We start from the raw sequence: 21,336 nt of genomic DNA on the forward strand, positions 1-21,336 counted from the left end.
GCGTGATCCTGGGACCAACAGGCGGATACATAATAGGCTTCATAATTGCGGCATTTGTAATAGGGTACCTGAGTGAGAAGAGCGGAAAAAACGACTACCTCTCAAATGCTCTTTATATAGGCATAGGGCTCGTAATCGTCTATGTTCTGGGCGTGGCCCAGCTGGCATTTGTCGCCAAACTGGACCTCCTGCAAGCAATAACCCTGGGAGTGCTTCCATTCATTATCGGGGACATCCTGAAACTGGCAATTGCTGCCCATATAGCTTCCAGGTACAGGATCTGAAAAAGTAAGCAAAAAGCCAAAAACAGCAAAAAGCCAAAAACAGCAAAGAGCCAAAAACAATGATCAGGATAGAGGACCTTAGCTACAACTTCCCTGATGGGACACGGGGCCTGAAGAAAATAAACCTCGAAATAGAAAGAGGAGAATTTCTCGGGATAGTTGGCAGGAACGGTTCGGGAAAGTCCACCCTAATCCGGCACCTGAACGGGCTTTTGAAGCCGATAGAAGGGAAAGTGTTCATAAACGGCATGGACACGGCAGATCCTTCGAATCTTCTCAAAATCCGGCAGACCGTGGGCATGGTCTTCCAGAACCCGTACACCCAGTTCGTAGGCACAACCCTGGAAGAAGACGTGGCTTTCGGGCCCGAAAACCTTGCCCTGCCCCCGAACGAAATCCAGGAAAGGGTAGACAGGGCCCTGGAAGTGGTGGGACTTGAGAACTTCAAAAACCATTCCCCAAAAACCCTAAGCGGAGGGCAGAGCCAGTGCGCGGCTATCGCCTCGGCCCTTGCAATGAAATCCGAGTGCATTGTTTTTGACGAAATAACCTCCATGCTGGACTCCAGATCCAGGGAGCAGGTCCGGGAAATCATCCGAAAGCTGCGGGGAAAAGCCCGAACCATCGTGTATGTGACGCACAAGCTCGAAGAAGTCCTGTACGCTGACAGGATAATCGTGATGGACAGGGGGGAAATAGTGCAGGAAGGAAAACCGGAAACCGTTTTCAAAGCCCCTGAGCCGGGGAAATTCGGCCTGGAAATTCCCCCTGTCGTTGAACTGCTGAACAGCCTGGAAGCCCGCGGCTTTACCTTTGACTGGAAACGGCTGTCTTCAATAGAAAATCTTGCGGAGGAGATATGGGAATCAAGGTGGAAAATCTAAGCTATTCCTATTCCGGGAACCAGAAAAGGAAGCCTGCCCTTGAAAACGTCTCCCTGGAGATCGCAAGAGGGGAATTTGCCGTCATCTCAGGAACCGCAGGAGCAGGAAAATCCACACTCATTAAACATTTCAACGGGATTCTCCACCCCGAAAGCGGCAGGGTAACCGTGGACGGGCTGGACACCAATAGCCGGGAAGTGCGCAGAAAAGTAGGCATGCTGTTCCAGCATTCCCAGAACCAGCTCTTCGAGGAAACCGTATACAGGGAAGTTGCCTTCGGCCCTTCGAACTTCGGGATCCGGGGAAAAGAACTTGAAAAAAGGGTACATGATGCCCTGTCTCTCGTACACCTTGATACCCGGATCCTAGACCGCTCCCCGTTCAGCCTGAGCGGGGGAGAGAAACGCAGAGTTGCACTTGCGGGAATCATGGCGCTTCGCCCGGCCTACCTGGTGCTGGACGAACCCACTGCAGGCCTGGACCCCGAAGGCCGGACCAAGCTGCTCGGAAGGCTTCAAGAGATTCATAAAAAGGGAGTAGGGATCGTTATTGTGTCCCACAACATGGAAGAAATCCTGCCCTTCGCCCAGAAGGTCATTTCAATGGAAGAGGGCAAGATCGTGTTTACAGGCAGCCCTGAAGAATACCTCCGTGCAGGGCATTCCCCGGTGCCCCTGCTCACCAGGCTTATGAAAGAACTGAACAGGAAGGGAGCCGACCTCAGGGAGGACATCTTTACGGCAGAAGAGGCCTTGAAAGAGCTTCAAAAGCTCAGGCCGGAAATGCAGGAAAAAGAGAGGGGAATATCAGAAAAAAGAGAAGCTGAAATGAAGGCAGATGAAACGGGAACAACGGAGAAGGAAATGGCTGAAACGGTGGTGAGGGACAATGTATGAGACTGCATTCAACTACGTCTACGGGAATTCCCTCCTGCACAGGCTGGACCCCAGGACCAAGCTTGGGGCAGTGATGTGCCTGAGCATCCTGGTCTTCAGGGAAGAGAGTTTTGCCGGGATGGGGTTACTTATTGCATTTTTCCTCCTGCTGACCGGGATTTCGGGAGTACGCCTTTCCTTTTTGCTCAGGTCGGTCCGCCCCCTACTCTTTTTTATGTTCTTCATCTTTTGTTTCCAGCTCTTTGCAACTAAAGGGACTCCCATTGTCCCCCTGCCGGTGCTTACCCCTACTTATGAAGGGCTGAGGCTTGGAACCCTGCTTTCCTTACGCTTTGGGCTGCTCCTGCTCTATGCGGCCCTCCTTACGGCAAGTACCCTCCCGAGCCAGATTACCAACGGGATCGAGCGCTTGCTCCGTCCCCTGCCGCTCCGCTACCTCGGAGTGACTTCCTTCGACCTGGCAACCATGATGTCACTCTCCATCCGCTTCCTCCCAAGTTTCCTGGAAAACGCAGCGACTATCAGGGCAGCCCAGCTCGCCCGGGGCCTTGACCTCAGGCATGACCTGCGCCGGGGGACCACGGCAATTGCAGTGCCCCTGATAAGGAGGTCGATCCTCCTGGCCGAAGAAGTGACAGAAGCCATGGAGAGCAGGTGCTACCAGGGACAGTGCCGGACCTCTCTACACGAACTCAGGATGCAGAAACTCGACTGGTCAGCACTGTTCGTGCTCGGAGCATTTTTTCTATTATTAATAAAAATCTGAAAAGACAATTTGGATTTCGGGCTTAAATTTCGAGATTAAGTGGCGGGTTTAAGTTTTTCTACAGAAAGTAGCCTTTTCAACCCGAAGTCTAAACCTTAGTCTAAACCTTAGTCTAAACTTTAGTCTAAACCTTAGTCTAAACCTTAAGCCAAAACCTGAATTTCAAGTCCCTCCGTTTAGTCTCTAAGCTCTGCAGTCTTTCGAAAAACATTAATATATGAACAGTTGTTCATATGTTCATGCAAGAGAAGTGCGATCGTGTTAACCCGGAGAAGATAGAAACCCTGATGCAGAAGGTCCCTGATTCCGAAAATATTACAAGGATGTCTGCAGTCTTTCAGGCGCTTCAATCGGATACCCGCCTGAAAATCCTTTTTTTGCTCAGGCAGAAAGAGATGTGCGTCTGTGAACTCGAGCAGGCTCTTGAAGTCACGCAGTCTGCAGTCTCTCACGGGCTCCGGACCCTCAGGCAGCTTGACCTTGTAAGAGTCAGGCGGGAAGGAAAATTTACGGTTTACTACATCGCAGACGAACATGTACGCACACTCATTGAGATGTGCCTTGAACATGTGGAGGAAAAAACATGAGCTTTGAATTCCTCAGCTTCATTCCTTTCCTGCTTTCGGGGATCCTTCTCGCATCCTGGGAAATCTTTGTGGAAGCTGCCCCTTACCTTATTTTCGGCTTCGGCGTTGCAGGTATCCTCAATGTAATCGTTCCTGACCAGAAAATTGTGGAATACCTTGGAACATCAGCAGGAAAAGTCCGTTCCGTTATCAACGCCTCCCTGGCAGGTCTTCCCCTTCCCCTGTGTTCCTGCGGAGTGATCCCCGCAGCCATGTCTATAAGGAAAAGGGGGGCAACCAGAGGTGCAACTCTGTCCTTCCTGATCTCGACTCCCCAGACCGGAGTGGACTCTATTGCAATCACCTACGCTCTCCTTGACCCCCTGATGACTATTTTCCGCCCGATTGCAACCCTTGTAACTGCACTTCTTGCAGGGCTTGCAGACAACCTGCTGATAGGGGAAGAAACCGAAAAAAAGGGAGGCAAAAGACTGGAAAAATCCGGGAAAAAAACCGAAATCCTTGCAGTCTCGACCCTTGTAGGAGTATCGGCAGCCGGAGAAAAATGCAACTCCCCTTCCTGCGGCTGCAGCTCACCTGAAGTTCCCGGAACAGGAAAAAAGGAATATCCTGCCCTGAATACGGTGCCTTCAAAAGCCATGCCTCTGGAATTGAAGACCGGATCCGGAAAAGGAGTCCTGCCCCTCACACTTCCCTCAGCAACAAAGGCGACTGAAAGCAAAACCTCCTCGTGCGGCTGCGGGCATTGCGAGCAGGAGAAAAATGAATCATTGCCGGATGGGAGAATCAAAAAATCCGTAAAAGAGCAGTTCCTGGAAGGACTGAAATATTCCTACATAGAACTTCCCGGAGAAATCTCGAAGTGGATGCTGATTGGAATTCTGCTTGCAGGGATAATTTCCTATGCTGTTCCCGAAACCCTGATTCAGGAATACCTGGGAGGAGGGCTCGGGTCAATGCTGGTTATGCTTGTAGTGGGAATTCCACTTTACATCTGCGCTACAGCCTCGACTCCTCTTGCCGCAAGCCTCGTAGCCAAAGGAATGAGCCCTGGCACGGCTTTTGTTTTCCTTCTTGCAGGTCCTGCAACCAATGCGGCAACCATAACCATGGTAGCCCGTTTTCTGGGGAAGCGTTCTGCAGCCCTCTACCTTGGAGTAATCTCCCTGTGCTCCCTTGGGGCAGGAATCTTTCTTGACTGGCTTTACCTTAAGCTGGGAGTAAGTGCAACTGCAACCCTGGGAAGCGCAGGAGAACTGCTTCCAGAAGGCATTAAGATCGGCTTTGCGGCCCTCCTGCTCCCTCTGATGCTATACGGAGTCTTCCGCAGGGGGCAAGAGTGCGGCTGCACTGAATGCCATTGAAAGGAAGAGAGAGAACAGGAAGAAATCAGATATATAATTATAAAAAACGTTGGATAAATAGCAGGATAATATAAATCCTCGTAAATAGAATAATCAGTATGCAGGAAAATCCCGACTTTGAGGAAAAAAAGGAACCGAAAGAAAGCGATTTCAAGGCTCCGGGGGAACTTGAAACTGGTTATACAGAGAAATCATGGGAAAAACCTGAGAAAACAATGGAAGAAACAGAAGAAGAAGCCAGTATAGAGCCTGTACCCCAGGAAAGAATAGAACCGAAAGAAAGCGATTTCAAGGCTCCGGGGGAACTTGAAACTGGCTATACAGAGAAATCATGGGAAAAACCTGAGAAAAAAATGGAAGAAATAAAAGAAGAAGAAGAAGAAGCCAGAACAGAGTCAGGGGAAAGAACCAGCGAAGAGAAGGGAGAGACAAAAGAAGAAAAACGCACGGTTTATAAAATGGAAAAGCGCCTGACAAAAAGTAAGAGTGACCGTATGCTCTTTGGGGTTTGCAGCGGGCTCGGAAAATACTTCGGTATTGACCCGACCTTTGTAAGGCTTGTCTTTGTTCTTCTTGCCCTGATAGACGGGATCGGGATCGTCATATATATTATTCTGGCAATAATCATGCCCTCGGAAGAGAGCGTTCAGATGGTGCCCGAAACCCGGAAGAGCAGTTAACGAAAAGAGCTGGCAGTATCTGGATTTTTAAAGACAGAGAAATAGCGTTATGTGAGATTATACCGGGAATTTTCATATCATCAGCGTCCCCGGTAGACTGCTTTTTTATTATTTAGATTTATATCAACTTTATTTAAGATATATTTATTCAAATTTTATTTAATGTATATTTATTCAACTTTCAACCCTGTTTTTGAATTTTTTCGATTTGAAGAAGATGTTGCACAGGCCTCCGTGAACTACCCATCACTGAAGTAACGGGCTTCCTGCTTCATACCTCGGAGCAAACTCCACAAGTCCACAGGCCCTACCCTTGTCCCAGAGGTGAAGAAAGATCAAATTGGTTCTGGTTTCCCTGGCCTGGTTATCGCTTAGGAATTCAGTACATAGTATAGGACAGAATAGTATTTAGAGGTTAGAAGATAGCGAAAATCGGGGACGTTGACGGTATTCATCCCGCCACTAAAGTAACAAGCATTCTGCCTTCGTTTTTCGTAAAAAGCTGCAGCTATGCTGAAAGTCCGTTGCCGAAAAAAGACAAAAAGGAATTGAAAACGAGTGGAAATCTCAATAAAAAGTATAAGAACATCAGGAAGAAGGTCGAGGTTTATTTACCAGAAATTAATCAAAAGTAAGCAAGAAGAATAAAGCGGGCTCGAAGGGATTTGAACCCCCGACGTCTGGGTTAGAAGCCCAGCGCTATATCCAGGCTAAGCCACGAGCCCTGGTTGCTCATCCTACTGCGGAGTACGAAATGAGCCTTCTAAGATAAAAACCTTTTGCATGAACATACTAATTGGTGCGATATAAAATCTTAAAATATTTATGTGGAAGCGGAATTGTAATATATATTTAGTATCTACCCGCTTTACTTGGAATGTTTATTAAGAATCTCAGTATGGCAACTCTCTCGGAGTTCTGAGTTTCTTTAAGAGCTTTTCATAGAGCTTACATACTGTAAAAGAGTGAAAAAGTTAAATGGGCTATTGACCTGTAGGTTAAAGACTATACTGGATCGAAAGCCCCAGTTAAGTACCCTACAGATAATAAAAACTGAAAAGGATGATTTGCAAATGAGTGAGTTACTGATTTATTTAGACGGGAAATTTGTCCCAAAATCCGAAGCCAAAGTTTCGGTCTATGACCACGGATTCCTTTACGGCGACGGTGTGTTCGAAGGCATAAGGGCATACAACGGGCGTGTCTTCAAGTTAAAGGAACACGTTGACAGGCTTTATGACTCAGCAAAAGCAATCGCAATGGACATCCCCATCACAAGAGAAGAAATGGCCGAGATAATCCTTGAGACCCTCAGGAAAAACAACCTCAAAGATGCTTACATCCGCCCCATCGTCTCAAGAGGAGTCGGAGACCTCGGACTTGACCCCCGCAAGTGTGAAAAACCATGTGTCGTTGTTATCGCCCAGGGCTGGGGAGCCATGTACGGCGACCTTTACGAAGTCGGGCTCACAGGAGTCAGCGTCTGTGTCCGTAGAAATGCCCCGGATGCCCTGTCCCCGAACATCAAGTCCCTGAACTATCTCAACAACATCCTCGCAAAGATTGAAGCCAATGAAAAAGGAGGAGATGAAGCCGTCTTCCTTGACCAGAACGGCTTTGTGTGCGAAGGCTCGGGAGACAACATCTTTATCGTCAAAAACAACCAGGTCCTTACCCCCCACACAATAAGCAACTTAAAGGGTATCACAAGAGCCACAGCCATCGAACTCCTGGACGAGATGGGCTACAAAGTCATCGAATCAAATCTCGGCCTTTTTGACCTCTACACAGCAGATGAAATCTTCGTCACCGGAACTGCAGCCGAATCTGCCCCCGTTACCAAACTTGACGGAAGACTCATAGGTACAGGCAAACCAGGACCCCTTACAATGAAAATGGTTGAAGCCTTTGATAAAATAACCAAGAGCACGGGCACACCTATTTATAAATAAAAGAGTCTGCTCAATGAAAGAGCGCGACTCTGAAGACAAAAACAAAAACGGCGGGATTTTTCCCGCCAAACTCTTTTTTAGATCAAATCTTTCTCAGTCAACCTTCTTAGCTGGAATCTATTTCTTTCGACGTTTGAAGTCAATCTTATCAGTCAACCCTGTATACTTTTCTCCTGCAGGCACCAGCCGATTCCAGCTGTAAGAGCGATTACGGATGCAAGAACAGATTGATATGCACCGGGAAATGCTATTAAGGTAAAAAATCCATCTGAAAACCGATAAGATTTCAGGTTTGACTCTTATGAAACGCAAAGAATTTCGGGAACTTGTCTCTGTGGAGGAGGCCCGGAGAATAATAAACAGCCTTCAGGTCCGTCCTGAAAAAGAAAGCTCAGCCCTTGAGAATGCCCACGGAAAAATCCTTGCAGAGGATATTATTACCGAAATTAATGTCCCTCCTTTTCCGAGAGCTGTGATGGACGGCTATGCTGTCAGGGCAGAAGATACGTATGCCTGCAGTGAAACAGAGCCTGTAAAGCTGAGGTTACTTGGAAATATCCCCGCAGGTTCGGATGCAAACTTCACGGTCTCGACAGGGGAAGCTGTGGAGATTGCGACAGGAGCCCCGATTCCTGAAGGGGCTAATGCTGTGGTTATGGTCGAATATACCTCTGAAGAAAACGGGACTGCACTTATCTTCAGACCTGTAACCGGGGGAGAAAATATCATGAAAGCAGGCTCTGATATCCTGAAGGGGGAAAGGGTGCTGCGCAGGGGAAGGAAACTGGGCACAAGAGAAATCGGGGTCCTGGCTTCCATAGGAAAAAAAGAAGTTCCCGTACTCAGGCTGCAGGTAGGGATAATTTCGACAGGGGACGAACTCACCAATCCGGGAGAAATGCTGGCTTCGGGGAAAGTATATGACGCAAACTCTTACACGCTATACGCAGGAGTCCAGGAATGCGGAGCTTTCCCCCTGCTTTACGGGATTGTAAAGGACAATGAAAGTGTGATGGGTAAAGCACTTGAAACTGCGGTTTCGGAGTGTGCCCTTATCCTGACTTCGGGCAGCACATCATCCGGGGCAGGGGATGTGATGTACCGGTTAATAGACGAAGCAGGAGAGACCCTTGCCCACGGGATCAACATAAAACCGGGAAAACCTGTAATCATCGGCGTCATAAAAGATGTCCCGATTATCGGGCTTCCCGGAAACCCTACATCTGCTTTAATGATCTTTAATGAATTTGTAGCTCCTCTTCTTAGAAAATCCCTTGGAGCAGAGGCTGAGATCAGAAAAACGGAAGAAGGAATAATGGGTACGGACCTCCGTTCCGAAGGGAGGCAGCAGCTCCTTCCCGTAGGCATGGTAAGGGGACGGGTTTATCCTGCAGACAGGGGTTCAGGTGCCATAACATCGCTTTCCGGAGCAGATGGCTTTATAGAAATCCCGCCAAAGACCGAGTTCATAGAAGCAGGAACTCCGGTAGAAGTAACCCTTTTTGGAGAAGTTGAAAAGCCGGACCTGCTCATAGCAGGCGGGTTCTGCCCCGGACTTGATGTTCTGGAAGACCTTAGCGGACTCAGGTTCAGAACACTTTACAGCGGCTCAAGCGGGGGTTTCAGTGCAATTGCCGCAGGCACGGCAGATATCGCAGGCGTGAATATGCCCTCCAGACATCCGGAAGGACAGAACGGAACCCTGCAAGGTGAAATCCGGCACAACACCCCTACAGTTGAGGCAATGAGTCTTTCAGGAGCTGTGCTTGTTAAAGGGTACAGGCGTGAAGTAGGGCTCCTTGTCAGGCAGGGCACCCCGGTTTCCGGACTTGAAGACCTGCCAGGAAAACGCCTGATTAACCGGAATAGAGGTTCGGGCACAAGGGCTCTTCTGGAGATGAAAATAGAGGAACTGGCAAAGGAAAGAGGAATAAGCAAAAAAGGGTTTACGGACTCAATACCAGGATATGTTTCCGGAGCGAAATCTGAAGTTGCAGTCTGCGAGGCTGTTCATTCAGGAAAGGCTGATGCCGGAGTGGGCATAAGGAACTGTGCAGAAAGAACCGGCCTGAAATTCGTAAAATTTGCAGAAGAAGAATATGACTTCCTGGTCAGAAAAGAGGTGCAGGACGCCCCTGAAGTAATAAAATTCCTGCAAACCCTTAGCTCCACAGAATTCGCCTCAAAGCTTCCGGCAGGGCTGCAGGTATATGAGAGAACTGGAGAAATCATTCCTTTTGAGTAAAGGCGTTGGTCGCACCCCGCTGCATGGTTGGTATTTTGGTATTAAAGCTACCGGTAAGGCTATTGATTTAGTATAGATCTACTGTACGCAGGCGGGTCAAGCCTTGCGCGGCGCGTGAAAAAAAGAACGTGAGATGCCATGCGGTCATTTCGGAATAATACCAACCAATTAATCAGAAAGCACCAGGACGTTTGTTATGCATATTTGCCAGAGAGCTTCCCATCAAGAAGGTTTAAGTATTATTATACTTATTGAGAGATATAAATAATAGACCAATTTCATCAAATAGACCAATTTCATCATTTCCGGATCAATAAATAAAAATAATTTCACACCAACAAAATAATTCAAGCAGTAAAAATCATTTAGTAGCTTAGTAGCAAGGAAATAAAATAACTTTAGCAGTAAAGACCATTCAGTAGCGATAAAAACCATTCCATAGGTATATATATTGCATCCAACTATTCAGAATAAAATATCCAGATAACGGATCTGTTTTAGATCAAAAAAGGATTATAGAGACCGTTTGAATGCGGTTTCATTTTTAAAGTGCTATGAAAATAATTTCTTCAGTCCCGAAGTCGGCAGGTTCCAGATGAGCAGCGTACAGGAGCAAATACAGGAAGTAGAAGACGAAATTCGAAAGACCCAGTACAATAAGGCAACTTCTCACCACATAGGCAGGCTGAAAGCCAAGATGGCCCGCATGCGGGATGAAATTGAGAAGAAAGCCTCCTCAAAGAGTGGAGGAGACGGTTACTCGGTCAAGAAATCGGGAGACGGTACCGTAACTCTCGTGGGCTTCCCGTCGGTAGGGAAATCCACTCTTCTGAATAAAGTTACTGGCGCAAAATCAGAGGTAGGAGCATACGAATTCACCACTCTTACCGTCGTGCCGGGAGTGCTTGAGCACAAAGGTGCAACAATCCAGTTCCTTGACGTACCCGGGCTTGTAAAAGGCGCATCTTCCGGGCGCGGACGCGGGAAAGAAGTGATTTCGGTCATAAGAAACTCCGACATGGTTATCTTTTTGCTCGATGTTTTCCAGCCCAAGCACTATGAAGTCCTTATGGACGAACTATACCAGGCAGGAATCCGTGTGGATGAGGTGCCCCCTGACGTTACCATCAAGAGAAAGGACAGGGGTGGAGTCGAGATAAACTCAACCATAGACCTTGACCTGGATGAAGAGACCATCAAGGCCGTGCTGGATGAATATAAAATCCACAATGCCCATGTCCTGATAAGGGAAAATATCACTGTAGACCAGCTTATCGATGTCGTCCTGGAAAACCGGAGTTATGTCAGCTCCCTCATTGCGGTCAACAAAGTGGACCTTGCCTACCCTCAGCTGATAGAAGAATGCCGGAAAATATACCCGAACTCACTTTTTATCTCAGCCCATAAAGGCATTAATATCGAGGAGCTCAAGGACGCTATCTACGACTGCCTGGGCTTTATCCGGGTCTACCTGAAACCTCAGGGAGGACCAGCAGATATGGAAGAGCCTCTTATAGTAATGAGTGGGACAAACATAGGTCAGATCTGTGACCGCCTGCACCGTGATTTCCGCAGGAAGTTCCGTTATGCCCAGATCTGGGGCCCGTCTGCAAAACACCCCGGACAGAGGGTAGGACTTGAACATGCTATGGAGGATGAAGATATCCTCACGATAATCATCCAGAAGTAAAAGAAAAAGGAAAGCGAAAGGGAAGAATAAAGGAAGAAATCGATCTTTCGCATTCCGTCGTTTTTGGACTGCAGTTTTTTTTTGAATATAACTTTTTTCCAAATCTAACCTTTTTCTTAACCGATCTTATTGAGATTACTTTTTGATTTTAGATACTCTTAAAGAGCCTGTATTGTTTCGGAATTGCTGGAGAAAACATTTCTCTTTCTATCGTTCTTTGAATCGATAGAGCCTTTAGCTTCGACTTCCTCCTCGAATTCCGCAGCACATTCAGCCGGGCTTTTCCTTGGGGATTGTTCAGGGACTTGCTTATGAAGCTCAGCCTTTACACCGGTTCCGATACCATACCTTTTCTTTGCAGCCTCAAGAATTGCTGCCAGCATACCGGAGTAAGAGATATTGGTATAAGCTGCCATTTTTGCAAGGTGTCCGTCCCAGCACCAGCCCGGGTTCGGATTTACTTCAAGCAATTTTGGCTTGCCTTCGGCGTCAAGCCTCCAGTCAAAGCGAGCATAGTCACGGCAGCCCAACCTTGTAAAGAGAGCAAGGCAGCACCTCACGATTTCTTTTTCGGTTTTTTCAGGAAGGCCCGCGGGTACGGATTTGATATTCCAGTACGGAGAATCAGGAAGCCATTTAGCCTCATACCCGCAAATCTGTGGAAGTTCTTCCGGAACTGCAGAGTAATCTTCTTCCGTGATAGGCAGTACAGTGTACACAGGCGGATTTCCGATGATACCGACACTTATGTCCTTCCCCGGAAGGAACTCCTCCAGCAGGAAAGGCTTATCTGACCCTATTTTTTCCCTCGTCTCCTTCATTATTTCGAATATTTCTTCCCTGCTGTGGACTATGCTTTTCTGCGTGATCCCGTAACTTGAGTCTCCTGAGTTGGGTTTTACTAGCAGGGGGAAAGAGAGGGAAAGCCTTGAAACATCAGAATCTCCGGTAACGAGAATTCCTTTTGCCACAGGAATCCGCATCTCACGAGCGACCCCCCTTACAAGAGACTTATCATAGCAGAAAGCAAGGCATTGGGGACCCGCACCTGTATATGGAATATTGAACTGCTCAAGCAGGGCAGGAACATGGAGCTCTTTTGTAGGGTCATTGTAAAAACCTTCATCACAGAGGTTGAGCACAAGGTCAGTTTTTCCTGCTCTCTTTTTAAGGTCTTCGAGAAGGGTTTCGTGCCTGTCCAGGAAAGTGAATTTCATGTAAGGAATCTCAGCAAGTGCCTTTTTCATCCTATTAACGGTTTCGAAATCATCATCATCGAATACGCAGGCAGGCTTGACCTGGTCTTCCTTTCTCGGGTCTCCAAGCACCACGACAACGCTAAGGGGTTTTTTACTTTCAGAATGAAGAGAGGAAGCCAGAGACGGCCAGGCTTTTTCAACCGTTGCTGAAAGCAGGATTCTCTGCTCCATCATTCCTGCATCCTGGGTGCCTGTTGACACAGGGCTGAAGGTTGTATGAAAAGTAGGGCTGCTAAAACCTGATGCTGTAAGTAGCTCAAAAAGGCTTTCCTTATTGTACAGTCTCTCAGCGTAAAACTGATCCGCAATTATTCCTTTGTCATTGCGGCATATAACCTCCCTGCAAATCAGACGGTCGCCATCAGAAGAAAGGGCTCTTTCCCTGCATACGAAGTACTTCCTGTCCAGCCATTCCCATGATCTTGGCTGGAAATTCTTTTTCATATGGTCCCCATCTGCAGCATCAATAAAGACCCTGCCTCCGGGCTTCAATACTCTGAAAATCTCCTCAAGCACTTTTCGGTCATGCAGAGTGGAATCAAAGTATCCGAAGCTGTTTCCAAGGATGGTAACCACAGAGAAAGTATCAGATGGGTAAGGCAGTTTTCTTGCGTCCCCTTCCCTGAACCGGACCTGCAGGTTTTCCTTCTGAGCCCTTGTTCTTGCTTTCCGGATAAGGTACTGGGACCTGTCATAGCCTTCGACGTTTGAAAACCCCCTTCTTGACAGTTCCAGGACATGCCTTCCCTGTCCACAGCAAAGGTCAAGAACCATGTCTTCAGGAGCGAGTCCGAGGATGGAGACAACAAGATCTGTTTCTTTCCTTGTAACTTCCATATCATCCAGAAGATCGGCATCGGTCTTGAGATAAAGGGAGTTAAAAAGAGTCTGCCACCAATTGGATTGAACATGGGGTTCAAGGTCATCAACGGGCCCGAGGGTTTTCATCTGTACGGTACCTTTAGCGCGTTTGCGCCTGGTATTTGAATCGGTAGTATTCTGGGTCATGATTTGATATCTTCCAGAAAAAAGTGTATGTGCTCTCAGTATATCAAGTTTATCAGAGGGTTGGGCACCCTTTATATACTGGAAGGATTAACCAGCGAAATTTATTAGAGGATTAATAGGTTTTAAAAGGGCATTTAAAGTTATAACGGATTTTTTAGCATTATTTAGGGAAATATTATTGCTTAGAAGGGCAAAAGGAATATAAAGTAAATAATAGCATCTAAAAAGGAAATTAATGCCCCAATTCGGGCGAATTCCATAAAAGAAAACGTTTCACCATCTTTTTCAGCATTCTGAAGGATTATAACATTGCTTGCAGCCCCCAGGATAAAAAGATTCCCCGCAATTGTACTTCCAGTAGCAAGCGCCATCAACTGCCCCTGAGAGACTTCACTTCCCATTGCAGGGAGATAGAGCGCAACAAAGGGAACGTTAGAAATAAGCTGGCTGAGTCCCATGCTGAGGACAAGAATCATAGGAACCGAGCCTAAATGCGGAGACATTCTGCCGAGAAGTTCCTGGCAGGTTCCGGACATCCAGACACTTTCCATAAGCACGAACATTGAAACAAAGAAGACCAGAGTTGTCCAGTCAATATTCTTTACAACTTCAGTTCGCCTTTTACTGAGCAGTATGGGAGAAGCGGAGAGCAGGGCAATACAGCTCAAACTGAAATCCCGGGCAGGCAGAAACTCCACAAGAAGGATCTTACAGGTGATAAGAGCCAGCAGAAGGAAAAGAGACTTCTTTGAGATTTCTGCAAGTTCTGGGTCGGAAATAACCTCTTCAGAATGAACAAGAGCTGTTTTCCCGAATTCCCGGCTGAAAAAGAGCCTGAGTACTGCGTAAGCAAGTGCAAGGTTTATAAGAGTCGGCAGAGCTAGCGAGCGCAAAAAGGTCACAAACGGGGAATCAAGATTTCCGTCAATTGCGATCAGAAGGTTCTGAGGATTTCCGATGGGGCTCATGACGCTGCCTGTGGTTATTCCGAAAGCCAGGGCAAAGAGCATGAGTTTGGGGGATACCCCGTATTTCCGGGAAAAACGCAGAACAAGCGGAGTGCCCATAATAGCAAGGGTGTCATTCATAAGGACTGCAGAGAGAAGCCCTGTAGAAAATATCACGAGCAAGACCAGCTGATCCGTATTCCTTGCCCTTGAAACTATCCGGCTTCCAAGCCAGGCAAGGTATCCACTCCTGTTAAGCGCCTCCCCCACACAAAAAGCCCCGAAAAGGAAGAGGAGAACATCCATGTTAATTGCCAGGAGAGCCTCTTGAGGTGAAATTTCCCCGAGCAGCAGCACTGAGAGAGCCCCGAAGGTCATAACCTGCCAGATCTGCAGCCTCAAAGACCCTACCTGCCTTAGAGCGGTCAGTACAAGGACCCCAAGGAGGACAAGTACCGAAAGGTCAGGCGAAGACACAAAAGAAGTTATCAAAGACTCTGTTGCCATAAATCCCGCAAGCCGGTTAACATAAGTTTCAAAATTCTATTAATATAAACTTTGGATGTGATATATTCGCAAGTATAAATTTCCTGCGCTTGCACATGCAGGCTCCTGAAAAACGGCTCGTGAGAGTACGGTAAGAGTACAGGGATACGAAACGCTTAAAATGGACTGACCAATATTTCAGAATATGACTATATGGTTTCCTTTCTCTGCAACCATTTTCAAGGAGGAGAATGCCTATGTTTCAATCTGCCCTGAAGCGGATGTAATCTGTAAAGGAGGAACTGTTGAAGAAGCCGTTGCAAACCTGAAAAAAGAAGTAGAAAAATTCCTGGGAGAAGAACTGCCTCAGGGCTTTTCAAAAATTGTTTATTACTGAAATTTTACTAAATTTACCAACTTTACGAAACTTTATGGAACAATTAATATTTCCAGAAAGCTTTCCTTGAAACAAAAGCCTGGAAAGAAGTCCTCAAATTCCTGCTTTTACTGCATCCCAGAGTAATTCCATTTTTTCAAGAGGGGTGTTCAGAGGGATTTCGCAGCCTGTCGACAGAATGAAACCTTTTTTCGGTGCCGCGGAGAGACAGCTTTTTACTTCATGCTCGATCTCGGCGCAGGAACCGGTTAGAGGAGCGTCCGGGATAATGTTTCCCATAAGGCAGATGCCTGCATCCGAGAATTCCTTAAATTCCTTGAAGCAGTGCCTCGGACCGCATCCGATGTTTTTGTGGTTATGGAGCTTTTTACATTCAACCCCATACTTTTTTCCGAGCAGCCTGACATCCCCGAAGGCAAAGTTAAGGGCATGGGGTTCAAGTTTCATTTCCAGGTCATAGAAGGCATGGGCTGCGCAGTTATGGGAGATTACATAGCCTCCTCCGGCTTTGATATGGTCATAGAGTTTCTTCGTATATGGCAGCATGAATTCTTCAGCCATTTGCGGGCTGAAAAGGTCTCCCGCGTTCTCCCCGTTTTCGACAAAAATACCGTCAGCTCCGGCTTCAAGCAGGGCATCGGCAAAAAGGATGCAGCTTTCCGTGAGTTTTTCCAGCAGGGCGTGGAAACTGTCTCTGTCCTTCAGCATGTCAATGCAGAGCCTGCTCCCTCCCATGACCTGAGATGCGAGCATCAGAGGAGACATAGTTGCCCCTGTGATAAATGCTTCATCCCCGATTTCCTTCTTGAGAATCTCAACCGATCCGGTAATGGTCTTCACTCTCCCGGACTTCTCGATGTCATCGGGGTTTATCAGTTCATGCTCAGCCGCGGATTTGAGTGCATATTTTGCAACTGTGGGATAGGCATTTTCCTTTATGTTTACCTTCGTCCCGAGTGCCTCAGCTTCCACCAGAAGGCAGCCCCAGGGGGACATTACATTATCCTGGTGATACATCTCCCGCGCAAGGATCTGTGCCCTTGCAATTCCCTCTGCAGAACCGTAGGCGTCCTTGAGGCTTGTGCCCATCCGTTCCAGTACCACATGCCCTGCTCCGAACCACAGGTAGCCGTATGGGACACGGTCAACATAGTTTCCTTCTAGTGCGTTAATAAAACGCTCCCTTGAGGTCATTTCCGCTTCCATATAGGATCTCCTTTTTTAAGCTTCCATACATCAGTATAAAAGTAGTTTTATAAATACCACCCAGATTTAAGGCAGAAGAAAAAATCCTGAGGAGGAAATTCAACCAATTTCCAGCTCATAAAGGGTGGAGAAGAGCAAAATGAATAAAAAAAGATATAAAGGAAAAAATCTTCCGTTTTTCTTCAGGGTTTCCTGAGATTTCAATATGGCTTATTCACCCGTTTGTAGGTTTCATTGTTGTGACAGTGCCTGTATCAGACGAATGAAAGAGCCTCATAAGGAATGTAGACTTTATCGGTTGCAGGAGCGTAAACAACTATTCCGTCGAGTTCATGAGTAACTCCATCCTTAATAAGAAGGTTCTTGCTCACGGGCAATTCAGCATCTCCGATTCTCAGTATAGGGTTTAAGGGGGCTGTCATATCCAGAGAATACTCATTTTCATCAAGTTGTCCATCTCCGTTGTCTCTGGAGAAAACCTCACCTGCTTCGACAAACAGATATTCACTGGTTTCATTCAGGTCAAAGCCCAGTTCTTTAGCGACATATTCCGCAATTTCAGTATTATCCATGTGTCCTGCAGGACTGTCAGGGCCATACGCCCACAGAGGGACATCTTCTCCACAGTGCCCATGAGTAGTCCACCCGATGACTGTATGATTTCGGCTGATTACCTCACTGATAGCATAGTCGAGTGAGAGGCCTTTCCCATCATTGTAAAGTTCAAGAATTTCAGTTATGTCTTCATCAGTTGCATCAATGCCCCACCAGGTCTTCAACTGGGTTTTGATATTTTTGGGAGAAAGATCTTTCCCTATTTTTGCCTTAACACCTGGAGAGTTGAGCTTCATGCCTTTCAGAGGCTTAATAACATCTTTTACTGTTGTGGAGGTATATTCTGAATCGGAGTAACTGCCAATAATCATGCCGCCTGTGTTATGATCCGGGAAAGCCAGGACAAGGGTATGCCCGTCTTTTTCAGCAAAATCAACTGCAACTTTAACAGCTTCATCAAATGCCAGAAAACTGGTGACAGCATAGATAGGGTCATTGGAGTGGTCTCCCCAATCAACCTGGCTACCTTCCACCATAAGGAAGAAGCCATCCTTGTCCTGGGAGAGCAGCTCGATTGCCTTTTCGGTCATCTCTGCAAGAGAAGGCTCCTCAGGTGCAAGTAGGGGGCGGTTAATGTCCGATTCCATGTGGCTTTTGGCAAAAAGACCCCAGGCTCTGCCAGAGGTCAGGTCCAACATTTCGTCTTTGTTATCAATAAACTGGTAGCCTCTGTCAAGAAGTACTTTGGTCAGATTTTCCCCATCCGTCCTTTTACCCTCTTCAGCTACAGGTACGAGATAACGGGAACCGCCGCCGAAAACTATGTCAATATCCCCATAAACCATCTGTTCCATAATTTCATTTTCATTATCTCTGTCATCTACATGAGAAGCAAAAGCCGCAGGTGTGGCATGAGTGACGCGAGAAGTTACCACAAGCCCGGTAGCTTTGCCTTCAAGTTTTGAACCTTCAAGCACTGTTGCAAGCGGTCGGTATTGGACTTCTTCGGAAGGGGCTTCCAGTATGCTTAACACAGAATCATCAGCCGGGCCGACACTTATAAACCCATTTGTTGTTTTATGACCTGTAGCTAATGCCGTTGCGGCAGCAGAAGAATCTGTGATAACTGAGTCAGCACTATAAGTTGATACTGCTCCAACCATCATTTCATCCAGCTGCAGGGGTTTCCCGCTGTACCATCGAGCAAGGGTCTGTACACTCTGGGAACACCCGTCAGGGACAAGGACAATAATGTTTTTGATATTGGCATCCGGGTCTGCCAAAGTTATAGAATTGCCATTAATGTTTAAAACAGTACTTTTTGCATGGGAATCGATTGAGTCCACCGCCGAAGTAATATATCCGAACAGCAGCAGACCGACGATTGATAGAGTAAACAAAACATATCGTTTCTTGGTCTCCATGAAATTACCTCAAACTTTAAAGAATCTTAGCAAGTATCGGTAAACGAGAGCTTATTGCTGTATTGACTGTTCGGATTAAAAAGAGCCTTTAGATCCCTAACTTTTTCTTTAATCTCACTCAATTCAATCTTAACATAATTCAATTCAATCTCGAGACTCTTTAGATTGTCAAGAATAGCCTCGGGATTAGAGTGACAGAGAAATAGAATATCATCACGCCCCGTAAAAAACACGAAATTAATGATTTTTGTATTAACCAGTATGAAAATAAGCAGCATTGAATATAGCAGAAAAAGAAGTTCGGAGCAAAGGTAGCTGAACAATTATGATATTTACTTTATAGTTTCCTTCTCCGATCTTTTAGAGTCAATAGATAAGCTCGATCTAAAATAGCTAGATGCGAAATATTTAACATAGGCACTGAGGTATTACGAACCATGACAGAAATGTTTACATTTTCGGCAGTAGTGCAAAAGGAGAACGAGCGGTACGTATCCTCATGCCTGGAACTGGCCATATCAAGCCAGGGAAAAACGATTGAAGACGCTGTTTCGAACCTGAAAGAAGCGGTAGAACTTTATATAGAAAAAGAGGACATCACCCTTCCGATCAAGCGCCCGTTTGTGACAACTTTTAAAGTAACAGGGAAAAGACCTGGAGAGAAAAAAGCGCAGTGAAGAAAACGTTGTGAGAAGAAGCTCAGAGGCACGATTATCCTTTTTTACCGTGTCCCCCAACACAGCAGCCCTGAAGATATGCTCCCCCAAGCATATTGATCCAGAGCAGGATCAATGGCCCCCAAGCATTTCTTATTGTATATACCCTACTCACTTCCCAACTCCACAAATATAACATTATATCATTGACTATTTTAAATTAATTACCCAAAATTTTGTTCTTAAACAAAAATTAATTTAACGTTAAAAAATTCAAAGCAATATAAGGATTTAAGTGTAAAAGCTCAACTGCCAACTGCCAAAAAGATAACTGTGGTCTGCAGGCGCCTGTTACTTAAACTATCAACCTGGAAGGCATTTCGGTGCCAGGTCTTTTACCCTTTTGACCTGTAAAAAAGAAAAAAATAAAACAGAAGAGAAAAGATGGAGTAAGGAAAAACAGTATAAGAGAAGCCCAGAGGCACTACATCCGTTCGCCGTGTCCCCCAACATAGCCTCTCCGAATATCATATGCTCCCCCAAGCATATTAATTCGAAGAAAGGATCCGCGACCCCCAGGCGAGTCTTCAGATGGTAGATTATGTCGGTAGATTAACCAATCTCACTTCCCAACTCCAGTATATACTAATAGCGTAAATTATTTTAAATTAATTATATCAAAAATTGTTCTGTAACAAATTATATTGTTACGCTAAAAGTTTCAAAACCAGCATAAATTTTGTGCCAATTCTAATTTTTAACCAGAAAGATTCAGCAAGAGTGCTCATAGAAGAGCAAAAGAATATTGAGAATACAGCAAAAACAGATCGAAATCGATCAAAAATTAATATAAACAAATTCAAAAGCACTCAAAACAAATAGATACTGAAAGAAGAAGAAGAAGAAGACGCCCGGTGTCACCCTCATCCCTTACTGTGTCCCCCAACACAGTAGCTCTGAAAATATGTTCCCATCAACAACTGCCAGAGCAGGAACTTGTAACTCCGGGCGATTCTTAAACAATCCGCTAATAATTCTATTCGGTCATCCCTATCTCTTCCAGCTCCATTATATAGTAATAATGTAAATTACTTTAAATTAATTATACAAAAAATTCATTTCAAACAAAAAATATTATCATGTAAAAAGTTTCAAAGCCGGCATACGAATTTTTATATAAATGAATATTTAACCTGAAAATACCGCAAAAAAGTCCCAATAAGGCACAAAAATTAAGTACATGAATTAAGCTATAAGTAAAAGCTTACATGCGCAGTCCTGTAGGGTAGTGGTCAATCCTTCGGGCCTTTGGAGCCCGGGACAGCGGTTCAAATCCGCTCAGGACTATTAAAATAATTAGATAGTTTGAAGTCAAAAGGTGTATCATAAGAAAGAATTTATTTTCGTGTTTCAGCCAGTTCCGTTCGAATTTTTCTTTTTAGCATCTTTTCAGCCATCCAGTCGATAGCGTTGTAAACAGGATTAACCGGTACATTCACGTAATATTTTGCTTCCGGACTAATCCAACCTTTTTCTTTCCAGTATGTATAATCAACAGGGGAGCTCTGGTCAGGTTCACCAAAACTTACTTTCTGGGCACGAAAAATGAATATATCCCGGAGGCCTGGAAGGTGACGCTCTTTCAGAAGGAAATTCACTGGTCATCGGGTAAGGAATTTTCTTGCCCGAAAGCTATCGATTTTGTACCGGAAGCCTGCCTTAAATTTTGACCTTTTCACATGAAATAGAGACTCTGTTCTAGCCTACAATAGGATCAAATATTTGACAACTATTGTGGAAGTGGAGACAATTCATCACGATTATTCCCTTAACCGAAGACGCATGGAAGGGAATTATAAAATATGAATGATGCATTCTCAAATTTTCGGTTATTTTCCTGCTTTCATGACTGACAACTCAGGATTTGAGAAGTCTCAATTATGTGAACTGCCCCTGAGCTAAAGAGGCTGTCCGACAATTACCGCGGATAATAAGAGTTTCCTGTTTGAATATATACAAATGATTTTATAATTTTGTTATGGACATTTGA

Annotated in this window: 16 protein-coding genes and 2 tRNA genes; 13 read left to right on the top strand and 5 right to left on the bottom strand. The window is 45.7% G+C overall.

Annotation, left to right across the window (positions count from 1 at the left end; translation table 11 throughout):
- The 7 genes from EO92_RS15755 to EO92_RS15785 form a co-directional block, all read left to right on the top strand.
- Positions 1 to 284, top strand: a 284-nt coding sequence (locus tag EO92_RS15755) for a biotin transporter BioY (protein WP_048173080.1), incomplete at its 5' end; no start/stop codon positions are given.
- Positions 285 to 343: 59 nt separating this feature from the next.
- Positions 344 to 1,168, top strand: coding sequence for an energy-coupling factor transporter ATPase (locus tag EO92_RS15760; RefSeq protein ID WP_048173083.1), 825 nt, complete (start codon positions 344 to 346; stop codon positions 1,166 to 1,168).
- Entirely contained in the window at positions 1,144 to 2,064 is a 921-nt protein-coding gene (locus EO92_RS15765; protein ID WP_048173084.1) for an ATP-binding cassette domain-containing protein, read from the top strand. The genes EO92_RS15760 and EO92_RS15765 overlap by 25 nt, the downstream gene beginning before the upstream one ends.
- Positions 2,057 to 2,830, top strand: coding sequence for an energy-coupling factor transporter transmembrane protein EcfT (locus tag EO92_RS15770; protein WP_048173087.1), 774 nt, complete (start codon positions 2,057 to 2,059; stop codon positions 2,828 to 2,830). Before EO92_RS15765 ends, EO92_RS15770 begins: the two co-directional genes overlap by 8 nt.
- A 239-nt stretch (positions 2,831 to 3,069) precedes the next feature.
- A complete protein-coding gene (locus tag EO92_RS15775; RefSeq protein WP_048173119.1) occupies positions 3,070 to 3,417 on the top strand; it encodes a helix-turn-helix transcriptional regulator in 348 nt (115 codons plus the stop codon).
- Positions 3,414 to 4,781, top strand: a complete 1,368-nt coding sequence (locus EO92_RS15780; protein ID WP_048173090.1) for an SO_0444 family Cu/Zn efflux transporter — start codon at positions 3,414 to 3,416, stop codon at positions 4,779 to 4,781. The genes EO92_RS15775 and EO92_RS15780 overlap by 4 nt, the downstream gene beginning before the upstream one ends.
- A gap of 98 nt (positions 4,782 to 4,879) precedes the next feature.
- A complete protein-coding gene (locus EO92_RS15785; RefSeq protein WP_048173093.1) occupies positions 4,880 to 5,461 on the top strand; it encodes a PspC domain-containing protein in 582 nt (193 codons plus the stop codon).
- Positions 5,462 to 6,111: 650 nt separating this feature from the next.
- On the opposite strand, the gene EO92_RS15790 is transcribed toward EO92_RS15785, so the two are convergent.
- A tRNA-Arg gene (locus EO92_RS15790) sits at positions 6,112 to 6,186 on the bottom strand.
- Between the two features lie 348 nt (positions 6,187 to 6,534).
- Here EO92_RS15790 and ilvE point away from each other — a divergent pair.
- From ilvE to EO92_RS15805, 3 genes are all read left to right on the top strand, one after another.
- Positions 6,535 to 7,413 carry a branched-chain-amino-acid transaminase gene (ilvE, locus tag EO92_RS15795; RefSeq protein ID WP_048137887.1) on the top strand — a complete coding sequence of 293 codons (879 nt, stop codon included), beginning with the start codon at positions 6,535 to 6,537 and terminating at the stop codon, positions 7,411 to 7,413.
- A gap of 301 nt (positions 7,414 to 7,714) precedes the next feature.
- Positions 7,715 to 9,658 (top strand): molybdopterin biosynthesis protein, encoded by a 1,944-nt coding sequence (locus tag EO92_RS15800; protein WP_048173096.1) that lies wholly within the window; start codon positions 7,715 to 7,717, stop codon positions 9,656 to 9,658.
- A gap of 595 nt (positions 9,659 to 10,253) precedes the next feature.
- Complete coding sequence (locus EO92_RS15805; protein WP_048173121.1) at positions 10,254 to 11,348, top strand: GTP-binding protein; 1,095 nt, start codon at positions 10,254 to 10,256, stop codon at positions 11,346 to 11,348.
- A 158-nt stretch (positions 11,349 to 11,506) separates the two neighbouring features.
- On the opposite strand, the gene EO92_RS15810 is transcribed toward EO92_RS15805, so the two are convergent.
- Positions 11,507 to 13,615 (bottom strand): methyltransferase domain-containing protein, encoded by a 2,109-nt coding sequence (locus tag EO92_RS15810; RefSeq protein ID WP_048173098.1) that lies wholly within the window; start codon positions 13,613 to 13,615, stop codon positions 11,507 to 11,509.
- 182 nt (positions 13,616 to 13,797) lie between these two features.
- The gene (locus EO92_RS15815; protein WP_048173100.1) at positions 13,798 to 15,069 is read right to left on the bottom strand and encodes an anion transporter; all 1,272 of its coding nucleotides are present in this window, start codon (positions 15,067 to 15,069) and stop codon (positions 13,798 to 13,800) included.
- Between the two features lie 184 nt (positions 15,070 to 15,253).
- Here EO92_RS15815 and EO92_RS15820 point away from each other — a divergent pair, with 184 nt between their 5' ends.
- Positions 15,254 to 15,445 (top strand): hypothetical protein, encoded by a 192-nt coding sequence (locus tag EO92_RS15820; protein WP_048173103.1) that lies wholly within the window; start codon positions 15,254 to 15,256, stop codon positions 15,443 to 15,445.
- Positions 15,446 to 15,538: 93 nt separating this feature from the next.
- On the opposite strand, the gene EO92_RS15825 is transcribed toward EO92_RS15820, so the two are convergent.
- Both EO92_RS15825 and EO92_RS15830 read right to left on the bottom strand, forming a co-directional pair.
- Complete coding sequence (locus EO92_RS15825) at positions 15,539 to 16,651, bottom strand: methylcobamide--CoM methyltransferase (RefSeq protein WP_048173105.1); 1,113 nt, start codon at positions 16,649 to 16,651, stop codon at positions 15,539 to 15,541.
- Between the two features lie 254 nt (positions 16,652 to 16,905).
- Positions 16,906 to 18,630, bottom strand: coding sequence for an alkaline phosphatase (locus tag EO92_RS15830; protein ID WP_048173107.1), 1,725 nt, complete (start codon positions 18,628 to 18,630; stop codon positions 16,906 to 16,908).
- Positions 18,631 to 19,067: 437 nt separating this feature from the next.
- Between EO92_RS15830 and EO92_RS15840 the strand changes: the two genes are divergently transcribed.
- Both EO92_RS15840 and EO92_RS15845 read left to right on the top strand, forming a co-directional pair.
- Positions 19,068 to 19,307: a type II toxin-antitoxin system HicB family antitoxin gene (locus EO92_RS15840; protein WP_048173113.1), complete on the top strand. Its 240-nt coding sequence runs from the start codon at positions 19,068 to 19,070 to the stop codon at positions 19,305 to 19,307.
- Positions 19,308 to 20,560: 1,253 nt separating this feature from the next.
- A tRNA-Gln gene (locus EO92_RS15845) sits at positions 20,561 to 20,633 on the top strand.
- The last annotated feature ends 703 nt before the right edge of the window (positions 20,634 to 21,336 follow it).

The sequence above is a fragment of the Methanosarcina sp. 2.H.A.1B.4 genome, from assembly GCF_000979385.1.
GTDB lineage: Archaea > Halobacteriota > Methanosarcinia > Methanosarcinales > Methanosarcinaceae > Methanosarcina.

What these genes read in the sequence shown, in the direction of transcription:
- EO92_RS15760 (WP_048173083.1), top strand. Translation starts at nt 344, where the DNA reads ATGATCAGGATAGAGGACCTTAGCTACAACTTCCCTGATGGGACACGG.
- EO92_RS15765 (WP_048173084.1), top strand. Translation starts at nt 1,144, where the DNA reads ATGGGAATCAAGGTGGAAAATCTAAGCTATTCCTATTCCGGGAACCAG.
- EO92_RS15770 (WP_048173087.1), top strand. Translation starts at nt 2,057, where the DNA reads ATGTATGAGACTGCATTCAACTACGTCTACGGGAATTCCCTCCTGCAC.
- EO92_RS15775 (WP_048173119.1), top strand. Translation starts at nt 3,070, where the DNA reads ATGCAAGAGAAGTGCGATCGTGTTAACCCGGAGAAGATAGAAACCCTG.
- EO92_RS15780 (WP_048173090.1), top strand. Translation starts at nt 3,414, where the DNA reads ATGAGCTTTGAATTCCTCAGCTTCATTCCTTTCCTGCTTTCGGGGATC.
- EO92_RS15785 (WP_048173093.1), top strand. Translation starts at nt 4,880, where the DNA reads ATGCAGGAAAATCCCGACTTTGAGGAAAAAAAGGAACCGAAAGAAAGC.
- ilvE (WP_048137887.1), top strand. Translation starts at nt 6,535, where the DNA reads ATGAGTGAGTTACTGATTTATTTAGACGGGAAATTTGTCCCAAAATCC.
- EO92_RS15800 (WP_048173096.1), top strand. Translation starts at nt 7,715, where the DNA reads ATGAAACGCAAAGAATTTCGGGAACTTGTCTCTGTGGAGGAGGCCCGG.
- EO92_RS15805 (WP_048173121.1), top strand. Translation starts at nt 10,254, where the DNA reads ATGAGCAGCGTACAGGAGCAAATACAGGAAGTAGAAGACGAAATTCGA.
- EO92_RS15810 (WP_048173098.1), bottom strand. Translation starts at nt 13,615, where the DNA reads ATGACCCAGAATACTACCGATTCAAATACCAGGCGCAAACGCGCTAAA.
- EO92_RS15815 (WP_048173100.1), bottom strand. Translation starts at nt 15,069, where the DNA reads ATGGCAACAGAGTCTTTGATAACTTCTTTTGTGTCTTCGCCTGACCTT.
- EO92_RS15820 (WP_048173103.1), top strand. Translation starts at nt 15,254, where the DNA reads ATGACTATATGGTTTCCTTTCTCTGCAACCATTTTCAAGGAGGAGAAT.
- EO92_RS15825 (WP_048173105.1), bottom strand. Translation starts at nt 16,651, where the DNA reads ATGGAAGCGGAAATGACCTCAAGGGAGCGTTTTATTAACGCACTAGAA.
- EO92_RS15830 (WP_048173107.1), bottom strand. Translation starts at nt 18,630, where the DNA reads ATGGAGACCAAGAAACGATATGTTTTGTTTACTCTATCAATCGTCGGT.
- EO92_RS15840 (WP_048173113.1), top strand. Translation starts at nt 19,068, where the DNA reads ATGACAGAAATGTTTACATTTTCGGCAGTAGTGCAAAAGGAGAACGAG.